Raw genomic sequence first — 15,689 nt, forward strand, 5'->3', positions numbered from 1 at the left:
TGGTGGCCATGGTGCGCCCTTCCCGCAGCCCGGCGTACGGGCGCGCGGCCGGGAACGTACCCCATCGGCCGACCCCGCGTAAACGCTTGCGCAAGCGTTTACGCGGGGTCGGCCGATGGGGTACGTTCCCGGCCGAGCGCCCGTACGGCGGGCTGCGGGAAGGGGGCACCATGGCCACCATGGCGGACGTCGCGCGGAGCGCCGGAGTCTCCGTGGCGACCGTCTCCCACGTCCTCAACGGCACCCGCCCGGTCTCGCCCGGCACCCGTCGGGCCGTCCTGGACGCGGTGGACGTCCTCGGCTACACCCCCAACACCCTGGCCCGTTCCTTGGTGACCGCCCGCACCCGCTCCATCGGGCTCGCGGTGTCGGCGATCAGCAATCCGTACTTCACCGAGATCCTCCAGGGCGTCGAGACCGCGGCCCTGGAGGCCGGTTACGGGCTGCTCCTGGCCGATCCGCACGACGACCCCCTCCAGGAGCGCAAGGTCGCGCAGCTCCTCCATGAGCGCCGGGTGGACGGCATGATCGTCGCCCCGTCCGCGCAGCCGGGCGAGCTGGTCGGCTACCTCGGCCGCCATGCCGTACCGACCGTGTTCCTGGACCGGCTGATCGACCCGCCCGGATCCAGCGACGGGACGGCCACCGCCGCGGCCACGGGCGCCCCGTTCTTCGATCAGGTCTGCGCGGAAAGCACCGGGCCGACGGCCCGCCTCGTCGCCCATCTCGCCGGACTGGGACACCGCAGGATCGGCCTGATCGCCGGGCTGGCGGGGCTCAGCACGACGCGTGAGCGCGTCACGGGCTATCAGGACGGCCTCGCCGCCGCGGGCCTCGCGCACGACGACCGTCTCCTGGTGTCCGGCAACTCCGAGTCCGCCGGTGCCGAGCTGGCCGCCACCACCCTGCTCGCCCTCCCCGATCCACCCACCGCGCTCGTCACCGCCAACAACGCGATGACCCTCGGCGCCCTGCGCGCCCTGCGCCGACACGGCCGGTCCGTGCCCGACAACATCGCCCTGTGCTGTTTCGACGACTTCCCCTGGGCTGATCTCTTCTCGCCCCGGCTCACCGCCATCGCCCAGCCCAGCAGGGAACTGGGCGCCCGGGCCGTACGACTGCTCCTGGAACGCCTCGCCGAGCCGGACCGGCCGTCCCGGACCGTGCGGCTGCCCTGCGCGTTCGTCCACCGCACATCCTGCGGCTGCCCGGAGGAACCCGGGCGGCCCGAGGCAGCCGCGCCCCCCGCGTCGGCCGCCCTGTCCGAGATCCCGCCCGAGCCCCCGTCCGAGAAGGGAACCACCTCGTGATCGTCGTCGCCGGTGAGGCACTGATCGACCTGGTACCGCAGGGCCCCGGCGCCCTCGCGGCCCTGAAACCGGCGCCCGGCGGCGGCCCGTACAACACCGCCCTGGCTCTCGGCCGGCTCGGCTCTCCCACCGCCTTCTGTTCCCGGACGTCGTACGACGCCTTCGGCGAGGCCCTGCTCGACGGGCTGCGGCGGGCCGGGGTCGAGGTGGCGGGCGTCCAGCGCGGGCCGGAGCCGACGACCCTCGCGGTGGCCACGGTCGACGGCGACGGCTCGGCGTCGTACTCCTTCCATGTCGACGGCACCGCCGACCGTCTCTTCACCGCGCCCGCCTCGCTCCCCGCGGAGGCCCGCGCAGTGTCCTTCGGCACCCTGTCGCTCGTCCTGGAACCGGGGGCGAGCGCCTATGAGGAGCTGATGCGCCGGGCGGCCGGGCAGGGGCTGTTCACCGCGCTCGACCCGAACATCCGGGCGGGACTGATTCCGGACGCGGACGCCTACCGGGCGCGTTTCGCGAGCTGGCTGCCCTCGGTGACGCTGCTGAAGGTGTCCGCGGAGGACGCGGCATGGCTGGGCGGGACGCCGCGCGAGTGGCTGGCCGAGGGCCCGTCGGCCGTGGTGGTGACCCGGGGCGGCGAGGGTCTGACCGTGTACACCCGGGACGGCGGGGAGTGTTCCGTGCCCGGTGAGAAGGTCGATGTCGTGGACACCATCGGCGCCGGTGACACGGTGAACGCGGCGCTGTTGCACGGTCTGTCCGCCTTGGACGCGCTGTCGCAGGAGGCACTGGCCGCCCTCGGGACGGAGGGCTGGACGCGGCTGCTGCGCTTCGCGGCGCGTGCGGCGGCGATCACCTGTTCCCGGGCGGGGGCGGAGCCGCCGTACGCGGACGAGTTGGGTGACGTGTGAGCCGTCCGTATTCCATCTGCTCTTGTCAAGGAGCGGCCGCCGGTTCGTGCGGCTGATGGTGGAACGAACGGCGCCCCGCGGGGAGTTCCCGCGGGGCGCCGCTTTTCTGACCCGATGTCAGGCTTTGCTCGCCCGCGTCGTCTTCTTCGCGGGCGTCGCCTTCTTCGTAGCCGTCTTCTTCGCAGCCGTCTTCTTCGTGGCCGCGGCGGCCTTCTTGGTCGCCGTGTTGTTGGCCTTGGCCGTCACCGTCTTCTTGGCCGGTGTCCTGGCCGCGGCCGTCTTCCTGGTGGTGCGCGGCGCCTTCACGGGCTCCGCGTCGCTGACCCGGTCGGCGCCGAGTACCTCGCGCAGGAATTTGCCGGTGTGGCTGGCCGGGACCCCGGCGACCTCCTCGGGCGTGCCCTCGGCGACCACCAGGCCACCGCCGGCGCCGCCCTCCGGACCCATGTCCACGAGCCAGTCTGCGGTCTTGATCACGTCGAGGTTGTGCTCGATGACGATGACCGTGTTGCCCTTGTCGACCAGGCCGCCGAGCACCTTCAGCAGCTTGCTGATGTCCTCGAAGTGCAGACCGGTGGTCGGCTCGTCCAGCACATAGACCGTGCGTCCGGTGGAGCGCTTCTGGAGTTCGCTGGCGAGCTTGACACGCTGGGCCTCGCCGCCGGAGAGCGTGGTGGCGGACTGGCCGAGGCGGACATAGCCGAGGCCGACGTCGTGCAGCGTCTTCAGGTGGCGGGAGATCGCCGGGACCGCCTCGAAGAAGTGCATGGCCTCCTCGATCGGCATGTTCAGCACCTCGGCGATGGACTTGCCCTTGTAGTGGACCTCCAGGGTCTCCCGGTTGTACCGGGCGCCGTGGCAGACCTCGCACGGGACGTAGACGTCCGGGAGGAAGTTCATCTCGATCTTGATGGTGCCGTCGCCCGCGCAGTTCTCGCAGCGGCCGCCCTTGACGTTGAAGGAGAAACGCCCGGGCAGGTAGCCGCGGACCTTGGCCTCGGTGGTCTCGGCGAACAGGCGGCGGACGTGGTCGAAGACGCCGGTGTAGGTCGCCGGGTTGGACCGCGGGGTGCGGCCGATCGGCGACTGGTCGACATGGACCACCTTGTCCACCAGGTCGTCGCCCGCCACGCGCGTGTGGCGGCCGGGGACGGTGCGCGCGCCGTTCAGCTCGCGCGCCAGGTGGGTGTACAGGATGTCGTTGACCAGGGTGGACTTGCCGGATCCCGAAACGCCCGTGACGGCCGTGAACACGCCCAGCGGGAAGGACACGTCGATGTCCTGGAGGTTGTTCTCGCGGGCGCCGTGCACGGTGAGCTGGCGCGAGGGGTCGCGGGGGCGCCGGATGTCCGGGAGCGGGATGGCCTTGCGACCGGAGAGGTAGGCGCCGGTCTGCGACTCGGTGTTGGCGAGCAGCTCCTTCAGGGAGCCGCTGTGCACCACCTTGCCGCCGTGCTCACCGGCACCGGGGCCGATGTCCACCACCCAGTCGGCGACCTTGATGGTGTCCTCGTCGTGCTCCACGACGATGAGCGTGTTGCCCATGTCGCGCAGCCGGACCAGGGTCTCGATCAGCCGGTGGTTGTCGCGCTGGTGCAGACCGATGGAGGGTTCGTCCAGCACGTACAGCACGCCGACCAGGCCGGAGCCGATCTGGGTGGCCAGGCGGATGCGCTGGGCCTCGCCGCCGGAGAGGGTGCCGGCCGCGCGGTTGAGCGAGAGGTAGTCCAGGCCGACGTCGACCAGGAAGCGCAGTCGCTCGTTGACCTCCTTCAGCACGCGTTCGGCGATCTTCTTGTCGCGGGCGCTGAGCTTCAGCTCGCCCAGGAACTCCGCGCAGTCGCTGATGGACATCGCCGAGACCTCGGCGATCGACTTCCCCATGACGCTGACGGCGAGAACGATCGGCTTCAGGCGGGTGCCCTCGCAGGAGGGGCAGGGCACCTCGCGCATGTAGCCCTCGAAGCGCTCGCGGCTGGCGTCGCTCTCGGCCTCGCTGTGCCGGCGCTTGACGAAGGGCACCGCGCCCTCGAAGGGCGTGGTGTAGACCCGCTCGCGGCCGTACCGGTTGCGGTAGCGCACCTCGATCTGGGTCTTGTGGCCGTACAGCAGGGCCTTCTTGGCGCGCTGCGGCAGGCCCGCGAACGGGATGTCCGTACGGAAGCCGAGCGCGTCCGCGAGGGCGCCGATCAGGCGGCCGAAGTAGTCCTTGGTGTGTCCGTGCGACCAGGGGTGGATGGCGCCTTCGTCCAGGGACTTGTCGGGGTCCGGGACGATCAGCTCGGCGTCGACCTCCATGCGGGTGCCGATGCCGGTGCACTCGGGGCACGCGCCGAAGGGCGAGTTGAAGGAGAAGGAGCGCGGCTCCAGCTCCTCGAAGGACAGGTCGTCGTACGGGCAGTACAGGTGCTCCGAGTACATGCGCTCGCGCTCGGGGTCGTCCTCGGGGAGGTCCACGAAGTCGAGCACGACCATGCCGCCGGACAGGCCGAGAGCGGTCTCCACGGAGTCGGTGAGGCGACGCTTGGCGGAGTCCTTCACCGTGAGGCGGTCCACGACCACCTCGATGGTGTGCTTCTCCTGCTTCTTCAGAGTCGGCGGTTCGGACAGCTGGATGGTCTGGCCGTCCACGCGCGCGCGGGAGTAGCCCTTGGTCTGGAGGTCGGCGAAGAGATCGACGAACTCGCCCTTGCGCTCGCGCACCAGCGGCGAGAGCACCTGGAAGCGGCTCCCCTCCGGCAGCTCCAGCACCTTGTCCACGATGGCCTGCGGCGACTGGCGCGAGATCGGGCGGCCGCACTCGGGGCAGTGCGGCTTGCCGATGCGCGCGAAGAGCAGCCGGAGGTAGTCGTAGACCTCGGTGATGGTGCCGACGGTCGAGCGGGGGTTGCGCGAGGTCGACTTCTGGTCGATGGAGACGGCCGGGGACAGGCCCTCGATGAAGTCGACGTCCGGCTTGTCCATCTGTCCGAGGAACTGCCGTGCGTACGAGGAAAGCGACTCCACGTAGCGCCGCTGGCCCTCGGCGAAGATCGTGTCGAAGGCCAGGGAGGACTTGCCCGACCCGGACAGGCCCGTGAAGACGATGAGCGAGTCGCGAGGCAGGTCGAGCGAGACATTCTTCAGGTTGTGCTCGCGCGCGCCACGGACGATGAGACGGTCGGCCACGCCGGTCCGCACCTTTCTTGGGAGAAGTGACAGGGGCGAAGCCCCTGTGCCTCTTCACACTAGGGGGAGCCACTGACAACGCCGGTCGGATTGCTCGGTTGCATAACAACCCCCGGCCTTCCAGCATGCCCGACGCCGTCTTCGACCATATAGCACGCGCATTCGAATTACGGACGAGCTTCGCCAGCTTCACCCGAACGTGTGGCGGGGCTAGGGTCGAGCCCATGATTGATCACGCTCATGACCTGGCATGTGTACGTGACGCGACCGAGCGGCTGCTCAACGCGGTCGCACAACTGGACAACGCCTCACTCGCCGAGTCGTCACGGCTTCCCGGCTGGAGCCGCGGCCATGTCCTCGCCCACCTCGCCCGCAACGCGGACGCGCTCGTGAACGTCCTCGAGGGCCGTCCCATGTACGCGAGCGCCGAGGCGCGGGACGCCGACATCGACGACGGCGCCGCGCGCCCTCTGGAGACCCAGCTCGCCGACCTGCGCGAGACCGCCGAGCGGTTCCGGGCGGCGGGGGACGCGCCCGCGGACTGGACGCGCACGGTGGAGCTGCGCAACGGGGTCACCGACGACGCGGCCCGGGTGCCGTTCCGCCGGTGGGGAGAGGTGGAGCTGCACCATGTGGACCTCGGGATCGGGTACGACCTGGAGGACCTCCCGGCCGAGTTCCTGGAGCGCGAGACCGACTTCCTCACCCGGCGCTTCTCCGGCAACCCCGACGTTCCCGCGACCCGTGTGACGGACGGCACGCACGAGTGGACCACGGGAAGGCCCGCGGACAAGCCCGAGATCACCGTCACGGGCACCCCGGCCGACCTGCTGGGCTGGCTCGCCGGCCGCCGCGACGGCTCCGCCCTGACGACGGACGGCGAGGCCCTGCCGAAGCTCCCGCCGCTCTAGGTTTTGAACCCGCGGCACGGCAGAGCGGTTGCCACCGCCGGACGAAGGTGCCGGGCGAAGGTGCCGGGCGAAAAGGTGGGCGCTCCGGTTCGGAGGTGTGTGACGATCAAGGCGTGAGGACTCCTGATGCCGCGTTTCGCCGTCGCCTCCTGACAGAGGCGCTCACCGTCGTCGCCGCGTCTGCGCCGGCGCAGACGGCGTGGCTGAAGAGGCACGGTGTCGTGACGGATGAGATCGCGCTCGATCTCGATCACGGCTTCCGTATGGCCGGGCAGTTGGTGGAGGAGGGCCTCCTCCACCCCGCTGCCCTGCCTGACCTGAGGGCGATCGATTCGATCTTCGACGAGATGACCCGCGATCCCTCCCCGGACCGGTGGGCCACGGCGGCCCTGTTCGAGGACGCCGGGTGGGGCCGGGCGCGGGAGCTCGCCCGGCGGGTGCTCGAGCGGGAGGGTGTCGACGCCTCCGTGCTGCCGGATATCCACGTGATCCGGTGAGGATGTCCGCGGTTCGGACCGCTTGTGCCGGTGAGGCGTCGCCGCCGTCGCGAACGGCATAGGCTGATCACCATGACGTACACGGGCGAGGTCAGGGTCGGCGGACCGGCGGATGTGCATGAGCTCAAGGACCTGATGATCACGAAGATCGCGGTCGGGCCAATGGACAACAACGCCTATCTGCTGCGCTGCCGGGCCACCGACGAGCAGCTGCTGATCGACGCCGCGAACGAGCCGCGGACGCTCCTGGGGATGATCGGTGACGACGGCATCGCGTCCGTCGTCACCACCCACCAGCACGGCGACCACTGGCAGGCGCTCGCCGAGGTCGTGGCCGCGACGGGCGCGCGCACGCACGCCGGGCGCGAGGACGCGCCCGGCATCCCGGTGGCCACCGACGTGCTCGTGGACGACGGCGACGTCATCCGGGTGGGCCGGGTGGAACTCACCGCGCGCCACCTCGTCGGGCACACACCGGGCTCCATCGCGCTGGTCTACGACGACCCGCACGGCCATCCGCACGTCTTCACCGGCGACTGCCTCTTCCCGGGCGGCGTCGGCAACACGCGCAAGGACCCGAAGGCGTTCGCCAGCCTGATCCACGACGTGCAGACGAAGATCTTCGACGCGCTGCCGGACGAGACCTGGGTCTACCCGGGACACGGCGACGACACCACGCTCGGCGCCGAGCGCCCGCATCTGCCGGAGTGGCACGCGCGCGGGTGGTGAACTCCGGCCGCCCGTAAGAGGCGTGCCGTCCGACCCGCACGTGCGCCCGGCGCGAATGCCGTTCCGCGCGCCCCGTGTGAACGCTTCGCACGCGCCCGGCGCACACGCACGTTCCCCCGAGCCGGCGGCGCGCGGTCAACTGGTCGCGGCCCCGCCCGGGACGGCTCCCGAGCGGCAGGGCCGCCGGTCTGCCCACCCTGCCCTGGGCCGGCGGCCCGGGCCGGGGCCCCTGTACCGTCGCCCCGGCCCGCGTTCACACGGCCGCAACACCCGCTCCCACTATGCGGACAAAAATGGTCGTGACCTCGACAAAGGCCGAGTTCGCTGCCACTCTCCCGCCATGCACCTCGCTTCTCGCACAGTGCGCCGCGCGGTAGCGGCCGCCACCCTCGCCCTGCTCGCCACCGCCGTCGGCTGCGCCCCGCAGCCCGAGGCGAAGTCGTCGGCCACCGCGCCCGGTTCGGCCGCCGCGAGCTGTGCCAAGGGCAAGCAGGCCACCAAGACGTCCGGGAAGCTGACCATCGCGACGGACGAGCCCGCCTACGAGCCGTGGTTCAAGGACGACAAGCCCGCCAACGGCAAGGGCTTCGAATCCGCGGTCGCCTACGCCGTGGCCGAACAGCTCGGGTACGGCAAGGACAAGGTGGTCTGGCAGAGCGTGCCGTTCAACAAGGCGTTCGCGCCCGGTGTGAAGACCTTCGACTTCGACATCAACCAGGTTTCGATCAGCACCGAACGCAAAAAGGCCGTCGACTTCTCCTCCGGCTACTACGACGTGCGCCAGGCCGTCATCGCGCTCAAGGGCGGCAAGGCCGCCGAGGCGAAGAGCATCGCGGACCTGCGCGGCCTCAAACTGGGCGCCCAGGTGGGCACGACCAGCCTCGACTACATCACCGACGTGGTGAAGCCGAAGCAGGACCCCGCCGTCTACGCCAAGAACGACCAGGCCAAGTCCGCCTTGAAGAACGGTCAGGTCGACGCCGTCGTCACCGACCTGCCGACCGCGTTCTACATCACCTCGGCCGAGGTGACGAACGCCAAGATCGTCGGCCAGTTCGAGAACCAGGGCGGCACGCCCGAGCAGTTCGGCCTGGTACTCGACAAGGGCAGCGCGCTGACCCCGTGCGTGAGCGGCGCCGTCGACGCCCTGCGCAAGGACGGCACGCTGGCGCGGCTCGACCAGCAGTGGCTGTCCGATGCCGTCGGCGCCCCGGTGCTCAAGTGACCGTCACCAAGGGCGAGTCGGCGCGAGAGGGGGCCGACGACAAGGACGGCATGCCCGGCGACGACTACGTGCCCTCCGCGCGGCGGCTGGAGCGCGAACGCCACAAGCGGGCACGGACCCGCCGCGCGACGGCCGTCGCGGCGCTGTCCACCCTGGTCACCGCCGCGGTGCTCTACCTGGTCGTGGTCGACGCGCCCGGCTGGCCGCGCACCAAGGAGACGTTCTTCAGCGCCCAGTACGCGCGCGAGGCGCTCCCGAAGGTCCTCGAAGGGCTGTGGCTGAACGTCCGCCTGCTGCTGATCTGCGGTGTCGCCGTCCTGGTCCTCGGCATGCTGATCGCGATCGCGCGCACCCTGCGCGGCCCGGTGTTCTTCCCGCTGCGGGTGCTGGCGGCGGCGTACACCGACTTCTTCCGCGGGCTGCCGCTGATCATCAATCTGATGATCGTGGTGCTGGGTGTGCCGGCGCTGCGGCTCCAGGGCGTGACGGTCGATCCGGTGCTGCTCGGCGGTACGGCGCTGACGCTGACGTACGCGGCGTACGTGGCCGAGGTGTTCCGGGCCGGTATCGAGTCGATCCACCCCTCCCAGCGCGCGGCGGCCCGCTCGCTGGGTCTGACCAACCGCCAGGCCCTGCGCTACGTGGTGCTGCCCCAGGCGGTGCGCCGGCAGGTGCCGCCGCTGCTCAACGACCTGGTGTCGCTCCAGAAGGACACCGGCCTGGTGTCGATCGGCGGCGCGGTGGACGCCGTACGGGCGGCCGACATCATCGTGGGCCGCAGCCTGAACTACACGCCGTACATCGTGGCGGGCCTCGTGTTCGTGGCGCTGACCATTCCGATGACCCGCTTCACGGACTGGGTGACGGCCCGCCTTGACCGGCGGCGGGAACAGGGGGGATCCCTATGAGCGACGCGCCTGTGCTGCGTATGGAGTCGGTCCGCAAGACCTTCGGCGAGTCGGTGGTCCTGCGGGACGTCGACCTGGAGGTCGCCCCGCACACGGTGACCGCGCTGATCGGCGCCTCCGGGTCCGGGAAGTCGACGCTGCTGCGGTGCGCCAACCTCCTGGAGGAGATCGACGACGGCGCGATCTGGCTGGACGGCGAGGAGATCACCGATCCCCGGGCCGACCAGGACGCGGTACGGCGCCGGATCGGCGTGGTCTTCCAGGCGTACAACCTCTTCCCGCACATGACCGTGCTGGACAACATCACGCTCGCTCCGCGCCGGGTGCACGGCGTCTCCCGCGCCGAGGCCGAGGAGCGGGCCAGGGGGCTGCTGGAGCGCCTCGGGCTGGCCGGCAAGGCGGATGCCTACCCGGACCGGCTCAGCGGCGGCCAGCAGCAGCGGGTGGCGATCGTACGGGCGCTCGCCGTGCGGCCCCGGCTGTTGTTGCTGGACGAGATCACGGCCGCGCTCGACCCCGAACTGGTGGGCGAGGTGCTGGAGGTGGTCCGGGGGCTGAAGGACGAGGGCATGACCATGGTGCTGGCCACCCATGAGATGGGCTTCGCGCGGGACGTCGCCGACCAGGTGTGCTTCCTGGACGGCGGGGTCGTCCTCGAACACGGCACCGCCGAGCAGGTGTTCGGGGATCCGCAGCAGGAACGCACCCGGCGCTTCCTGCGGCGGATCGTCGAGGCGGGTCGCCTGTAGGACCGCCGCGGCCCCCGCGCGGCAGGGGGCTACGCGTCGGCCCGTGTCGCGCCCAGGAGTGCCACGACACGCTCGACGCCGAACGCGTAGCCCTGTACGCCGCAGCCCGCGATCACGCCGTCGGCACGCAGCGAGACGTACGAGTGGTGCCGGAACGTCTCGCGCTGGTGGATGTTGGAGATGTGCACCTCGAGGACGGGCATGCCGTCGCAGGTGTTGAGCGCGTCCAGGATCGCCACCGAAGTGTGCGAGTAGGCGCCGGGGTTGATGACGATGCCGCAGTGGCCCAGGCGCGCCTCGTGGATCCAGTCGACCAGTTCGCCCTCGTGGTTGGACTGCCGGAAGTCGATCGTGCCATCGTGCGCGGCCGCCGCCTCGGCGCACAGCGCCTCGACGTCGGCAAGTGTCTCCCTGCCGTAGATCTCCGGCTGGCGCTGGCCCAGCAGATTCAGGTTGGGCCCGTTGAGGATCATGATCGGGGCGTTGGCCAGGGTGCGGGGCACGGTTCCTCCGGTCGTTCAGGGCGGTGCGTCCGCGACCGCCGCTCGACCCCGGTCTATCACGGCTCCGGCGTGCGCTCCGGCCCCGTGCCCCACTCGCCCCGGGCGCGCGCTTCGGCCACTCGGTCACCCCTGTACGCCCCCGTAACCCGTGATCACGGTGGGTAGTTGAAGCACCATGCACGACGTACGCGCTGTCACCACAGCCTCTCTGCCGCGCCTGGCCGCCGCATCCCTCGCCGGCACCGCGGTCGAGTTCTACGACTTCTACGCCTACGGGACCGCGGCCGCGCTGGTCCTCGGGCCGCTGTTCTTCCCTTCCTTCTCGCCGGCCACCGGGACGCTGGCGGCGTTCGCGACGTTCGGCGTGGGTTTCGTGGCCAGGCCGCTGGGCTCGGTGCTGTTCGGGCATCTCGGGGACCGGCGCGGACGGCGGCCGGTGCTCATCGCCTCGCTACTGCTCACCAGCGTTTCGACGATCGCGGTGGGCTGTGTGCCCTCGTACGCCTCGATCGGCGTGGCCGCGCCCGTACTGCTCCTGCTGCTGCGGTTTCTGCAAGGGCTCGGGCTCGGCGGCGAGTGGGGCGGGGCCGTACTGCTCACCGTCGAACACGCCCCCGCCGGACGGCGCGCCCTGTGGTCGAGCATTCCGCAGCTGGGGCCCGCGATCGGTTTCGTGCTCGCCAACGGAGTGACGCTGGCGCTGTCCACCGGGCTCTCCGACGCGCAGTTCGCGCAGTGGGGCTGGCGGGTGCCGTTCTGGGCGGCCGCGGTGCCCGCGCTGGCGGGTCTGTGGCTGCGTTCGTCACTCGCCGAGAGCCCCAGGTTCCTGGAGATCGACGACCACGCACGCGTGCCCTTCATGGAGGTCGTACGGCACCACAGACGGCTGGTGCTGCTGGCCGCGGGGGCGCTGTCCGCCGGGTACGCGGTGTTCTACGCGGTGACGACCTGGTCGCTGTCGTACGCCACGGAACGGCTCGACGTGAGCCGGAGCGTCATGCTGACCTGCGTCATGGCGGCGGTGCTCGTGCAGGCCCCGCTCATCCCCGCCGCGGCCTTGCTCGGCGACCGCTACGGGCGCCGACCGCTGTGCGTGACCGGATGCGCGGCCTGCGCGCTGTGGATGCTGCCCATGGTCTCGCTGCTGGCGACCGGCGAGCCGCTGCTGATGTTCCTCGGGATGCTGGGCGCGCTGCTCGCCTTCGTCACCGTGTTCTCGGTGGTCTCCGCCTATCTGCCGGAGCTGTTCGACGCCCGGGTGCGCTGCACGGGCGCCGCGGTGGGCTACAACCTCGGCGGGGTGCTCGGTGGTGCGCTCACCCCGATCGTGGCCACGGCGCTCGTACAGGGCGGCGGGCGCGTCCCCTGGGGCGTGGGCGGCTATCTGACCGGCATGGCGCTGCTCAGCCTGGGATGCTTCGCGCTGCTGCCGGAGACGCACCCGGCACCGGTGCCCGCGGTGGAACCGGTGGCCGGCTCGGTCAGGGGTTGATCGCCAGCTCCAGGTAGGCCGCGAACAGCACCAGATGGACACCGCCCTGCAAGGGGGTGGCCCGGCCCGGCACCACGGTCAGGGAGGCGACCACCACCGTCAGCGCGAGCAGCAGCATATGGACGGGGTCGAGGCCGAGGACGAGCGGTCCCGGCAGCCAGAGGGAGGCCAGCGCCACGGCCGGGATGGTCAGTCCGATACTGGCCATCGCCGAGCCGAGCGCGAGGTTGAGGCTGGTCTGCACACGGTCCCGGCGCGCGGCCCGCAACGCGGCGATGGTCTCCGGGAGCAGCACGAGCAGGGCGATGATCACACCTACGACGGCCTGGCGCAGACCGGCCGCCGCCACGCCCGCCTCGATGGCGGGTGACACGCCCTTGGCCAGGCCGACCACCCCGACCAGCGCCAGTGCGAGCAGGCCCAGGCTGATCAGGGCCGTGCGCTTGGACGGGGGGCTGGCGTGGTCCTCGTTGTTGATGACCTCGCCCTGCCGGGTGATGGGCAGGAAGTAGTCCCGGTGCCGCACCGTCTGGGTGGTCACGAACAGGCCGTAGAGGATCAGTGAGGACAGCGCGGCGAAGGTCAACTGGAGTGTGGAGAACTCCGGTCCCGGCTTGCTGGTGGTGAAGGTCGGCAGCACCAGGCTCAGCGTGGCGAGGGTGGCGACCGTCGCGAGCGCGGCGCCGGAGCCCTCGGGGTTGAAGACGGCGGTGCCGTGCCGCAGCGAGGCGACGAGCAGACAGATACCGACGATGCCGTTACAGGTGATCATCACGGCGGCGAAGACGGTGTCTCTGGCCAGGGTAGAGCTCTTGTCACCGCCGTCGGCCATCAGCGTGACGATCAGCGCCACCTCGATGACCGTGACGGCGATGGCCAGCACCAGGGAGCCGAGGGGTTCGCCGATGCGGTGGGCTATCACCTCGGCATGGTGCACCGCCGCGAGGACGGCCCCGGCGAGCACCACCGTCACCAGGGCGATGACCGGGCCCGGCATGGCACGGTGCCAGGTGAGGATCAGCAGGACGACCGCGAGCACCGGCACGGGGATCGTCCATCGCCGGGCGAGCGATCGCAGCCAAGTGATCATGCCGCGATCGTCGCAGAGTGCCACATGGTTCGCATTCTGTTCGTTCCGGATGCTTCCGTCCCTTCCCTGCGGCGCCCCGGACCGGCTCGGGCCGAGCTCCGCGTGTCCGATCGTGTCCGAAGGAGGGTCCTCCGCAAGCGGAGGGCCCTCCCTGTGGGCGGCGGCCTTTACGAGCCGCCGTGCGAGCCGTGGGGTCAGACGTCCACGGACTCCTTCTTCTCCGCGCTTTCGGAGTCGGCGCCCGCCGCGACGGCCGCCTGCTTCCTGGAGGCCATGAGGCTGGTGACCGTGGTGACGACCAGGACGGCACAGATCACGCCGAGCGAGACCGGGATGCTGATCTCGGGCACCGGGACGCCCGACTCGTGCAGGGCGTGCAGCACCAGCTTCACGCCGATGAAGCCGAGGATGACCGACAGGCCGTACGAGAGGTGGACCAGCTTCTTCAGCAGGCCACCGAGGAGGAAGTACAGCTGGCGCAGGCCCATCAGGGCGAAGGCGTTGGCGGTGAAGACGATGTACGGGTCCTGGGTCAGGCCGAAGATCGCGGGGATCGAGTCCAGGGCGAACAGGATGTCGGTGGTGCCGATGGCGAGCATCACGACCAGCATCGGGGTCATGATCCGCTTGCCGTTCTGCCGGATCCACAGCTTGGTGCCGTGGTACCGGTCGGCCACGCCGAACCTGCGTTCCGCGGCCTTCAGCAGCCGGTTCTCCTCGAACTCCTCCTCACCCTCGTCGTCGGCGCGGGCCTCCTGGACGAGCTTCCAGGCGGTCCATATCAGGAAGGCGCCGAAGAGGTAGAACACCCAGGAGAAGCTGGTGACGATCGCGGCTCCGGCGGCGATGAACACCGCTCGCAGCACCAGGGCTATGAGGACGCCGATGAGCAGGACGCGCCGTTGGTAGAGCGCGGGAACCGCGAACTTCGTCATGATCAGGACGAAGATGAAGAGGTTGTCGACGCTCAGCGACTTCTCGGTGATGTAGCCCGCGAAGAACTCGCCGGCCGGCTGTCCGCCGCCGAAGAAGAACAGGCCGAGGCCGAAGAGGCCGGCCAGGACGATCCAGACGACGGTCCAGATACCGGCCTCTTTGATCGAGACCTCATGGGGCTTGCGCCCGATGAGGAAGTCGATTCCGATCAGGGCGGCCAGGCCCACGATGGTCAGGACCCACAGGGTCATGGAAACTTCCACGGCAACCTCCGGCATTTCGAGATGGCAAGCACAGATGCGTTGTCACTGCCGGAGGTCTCTTCCACCCGCACGGGGGCCGACGCCCCGGGACCGGAACCGGTCCGTATTGACGGGTGCGCCGCAGTCAGGGAGTACTCCCCTCCGCTGAGAAGACAGTACCCCAATTACCAAGCATTGGTAAAGCAGAAGGCAAAGAGAAGACCAAAGCCCCAGCTCAGGGTGGCTTTACTTGTGCTTGATCAAGGCGACCGCGACCTCGCCGAGCACCTGTTCCACGATCCGGCTGCCGACCGGCACCAGCGCGGGCTCATAGGTCCAGGCATGGCCCACCCAGGGGTCGGCGAAGTGTTCGTCGGGGACCGGGGTGAGGCGCATCAGCGAGCGCCACAGCGGGTCCAGCAGGGGGCCGTAGGCGGCGGCGTCCGCACGGTCCGCCACCAGCAGCAGGTGCACGCCGACCGCCGGGCCCTCGTCCGCGAGGTAGCGCAGCCGGGTGATGGCCCGGTCGTCGAAGTCGTGCGGGAAGTCGTTGACGATCAGCAGCTGCCGTGCGGTGTCCACGTCGTCCGGCAGTGACCCGGCCGCACCGCCCCGCACCGCCATCTGCACCAGGTCGACCCGCCGGGTGAGCCGTTCCAGCACTTCCGTGACGCCCGCCGCCCCGGTCGCGGGCGGTGCCGCGAGGACCCCGGCGCCGGTCAGCGGCCACAGCGCGCGGGTCCCCGCGCCGGCCGGGTCGATGACCCGCACGGCGAACTCCCATGCCGGATGCACGGCGAGCAGCCGGGCCGCGAGCGCCACCGCCGTCTCCATGGCCGCCTGCCGCAGTGCGGCCGAGTCCGCGAAGGATCCCTCGGGCATGGCCGTGGCACCGCTGTCGATCCACAGACCGTGCTCCAGTGGCAGCCTGACCAGCAGCGGGATGCGCAACGGCAGGCTCTCGGGCAGATGCAGATCGCCGAGCCGCAGACGCCAGCGGCGGCTCGGCGATCTGCATCTG

Annotated in this window: 13 protein-coding genes and 1 pseudogene; 9 read left to right on the plus strand and 5 right to left on the minus strand. The window is 70.6% G+C overall.

Translation table 11 applies throughout. From position 1 onward, the window contains the following. The first annotated feature begins 170 nt into the window (after positions 1-170). Together CCN72_RS10185 and CCN72_RS10190 are read left to right on the plus strand one after the other, a co-directional pair. Positions 171-1,310, plus strand: coding sequence for a LacI family DNA-binding transcriptional regulator (locus tag CCN72_RS10185; RefSeq protein ID WP_086807229.1), 1,140 nt, complete (start codon positions 171-173; stop codon positions 1,308-1,310). Then, complete coding sequence (locus CCN72_RS10190; protein WP_086807230.1) at positions 1,307-2,218, plus strand: carbohydrate kinase family protein; 912 nt, start codon at positions 1,307-1,309, stop codon at positions 2,216-2,218. The genes CCN72_RS10185 and CCN72_RS10190 overlap by 4 nt, the downstream gene beginning before the upstream one ends. Positions 2,219-2,335: 117 nt before the next feature. On the opposite strand, the gene uvrA is transcribed toward CCN72_RS10190, so the two are convergent. After that, positions 2,336-5,386 (minus strand): excinuclease ABC subunit UvrA, encoded by a 3,051-nt coding sequence (gene uvrA / locus CCN72_RS10195; protein ID WP_086807239.1) that lies wholly within the window; start codon positions 5,384-5,386, stop codon positions 2,336-2,338. Between the two features lie 224 nt (positions 5,387-5,610). On the opposite strand from uvrA, the gene CCN72_RS10200 reads away from it, so the two are divergent. From CCN72_RS10200 to CCN72_RS10225, 6 genes are all read left to right on the plus strand, one after another. Further along, positions 5,611-6,297 (plus strand): maleylpyruvate isomerase family mycothiol-dependent enzyme, encoded by a 687-nt coding sequence (locus CCN72_RS10200; protein WP_086807231.1) that lies wholly within the window; start codon positions 5,611-5,613, stop codon positions 6,295-6,297. A 113-nt stretch (positions 6,298-6,410) separates the two neighbouring features. Beyond that, positions 6,411-6,794 (plus strand): hypothetical protein, encoded by a 384-nt coding sequence (locus CCN72_RS10205; RefSeq protein ID WP_086807232.1) that lies wholly within the window; start codon positions 6,411-6,413, stop codon positions 6,792-6,794. Positions 6,795-6,866: 72 nt separating this feature from the next. Beyond that, positions 6,867-7,523, plus strand: coding sequence for an MBL fold metallo-hydrolase (locus CCN72_RS10210; protein ID WP_086807233.1), 657 nt, complete (start codon positions 6,867-6,869; stop codon positions 7,521-7,523). Between the two features lie 340 nt (positions 7,524-7,863). After that, positions 7,864-8,748, plus strand: a complete 885-nt coding sequence (locus CCN72_RS10215) for an ABC transporter substrate-binding protein (protein WP_086807234.1) — start codon at positions 7,864-7,866, stop codon at positions 8,746-8,748. Beyond that, positions 8,745-9,656: an amino acid ABC transporter permease gene (locus tag CCN72_RS10220; RefSeq protein WP_086807235.1), complete on the plus strand. Its 912-nt coding sequence runs from the start codon at positions 8,745-8,747 to the stop codon at positions 9,654-9,656. Before CCN72_RS10215 ends, CCN72_RS10220 begins: the two co-directional genes overlap by 4 nt. Then, a complete protein-coding gene (locus CCN72_RS10225; RefSeq protein ID WP_086807236.1) occupies positions 9,653-10,405 on the plus strand; it encodes an amino acid ABC transporter ATP-binding protein in 753 nt (250 codons plus the stop codon). The genes CCN72_RS10220 and CCN72_RS10225 overlap by 4 nt, the downstream gene beginning before the upstream one ends. 29 nt (positions 10,406-10,434) lie before the next feature. Here the strand turns inward: CCN72_RS10225 and aroQ are convergent, their stop codons facing one another. Beyond that, positions 10,435-10,908, minus strand: a complete 474-nt coding sequence (gene aroQ / locus CCN72_RS10230; RefSeq protein WP_086807237.1) for a type II 3-dehydroquinate dehydratase — start codon at positions 10,906-10,908, stop codon at positions 10,435-10,437. A 175-nt stretch (positions 10,909-11,083) separates the two neighbouring features. Here aroQ and CCN72_RS10235 point away from each other — a divergent pair, with 175 nt between their 5' ends. Further along, a complete protein-coding gene (locus CCN72_RS10235) occupies positions 11,084-12,400 on the plus strand; it encodes an MFS transporter (RefSeq protein ID WP_208637961.1) in 1,317 nt (438 codons plus the stop codon). Here CCN72_RS10235 and CCN72_RS10240 read toward each other — a convergent pair. The 3 genes and pseudogenes from CCN72_RS10240 to CCN72_RS10250 form a co-directional block, all read right to left on the minus strand. After that, a complete protein-coding gene (locus CCN72_RS10240) occupies positions 12,390-13,490 on the minus strand; it encodes a calcium:cation antiporter (RefSeq protein WP_086807241.1) in 1,101 nt (366 codons plus the stop codon). The genes CCN72_RS10235 and CCN72_RS10240 overlap by 11 nt on opposite strands. Positions 13,491-13,684: 194 nt before the next feature. Then, positions 13,685-14,689: a TerC family protein gene (locus CCN72_RS10245; RefSeq protein ID WP_086807238.1), complete on the minus strand. Its 1,005-nt coding sequence runs from the start codon at positions 14,687-14,689 to the stop codon at positions 13,685-13,687. A gap of 225 nt (positions 14,690-14,914) precedes the next feature. Next, positions 14,915-15,689 (minus strand): annotated as a pseudogene (locus CCN72_RS10250) (TerD family protein); the annotation flags it as partial.

The sequence above is a fragment of the Streptomyces murinus genome (assembly GCF_002154555.1).
GTDB classification, from domain to species: domain Bacteria; phylum Actinomycetota; class Actinomycetes; order Streptomycetales; family Streptomycetaceae; genus Streptomyces; species Streptomyces murinus.

Bases quoted from the DNA above. Each gene is read 5' to 3' on its own strand.
- CCN72_RS10210 (WP_086807233.1), top strand. From the start codon at position 6,867: ATGACGTACACGGGCGAGGTCAGGGTCGGCGGACCGGCGGATGTGCAT.
- CCN72_RS10215 (WP_086807234.1), top strand. From the start codon at position 7,864: ATGCACCTCGCTTCTCGCACAGTGCGCCGCGCGGTAGCGGCCGCCACC.
- CCN72_RS10225 (WP_086807236.1), top strand. From the start codon at position 9,653: ATGAGCGACGCGCCTGTGCTGCGTATGGAGTCGGTCCGCAAGACCTTC.
- CCN72_RS10240 (WP_086807241.1), bottom strand. From the start codon at position 13,490: ATGATCACTTGGCTGCGATCGCTCGCCCGGCGATGGACGATCCCCGTG.
- CCN72_RS10235 (WP_208637961.1), top strand. From the start codon at position 11,084: ATGCACGACGTACGCGCTGTCACCACAGCCTCTCTGCCGCGCCTGGCC.
- CCN72_RS10185 (WP_086807229.1), top strand. From the start codon at position 171: ATGGCCACCATGGCGGACGTCGCGCGGAGCGCCGGAGTCTCCGTGGCG.
- CCN72_RS10200 (WP_086807231.1), top strand. From the start codon at position 5,611: ATGATTGATCACGCTCATGACCTGGCATGTGTACGTGACGCGACCGAG.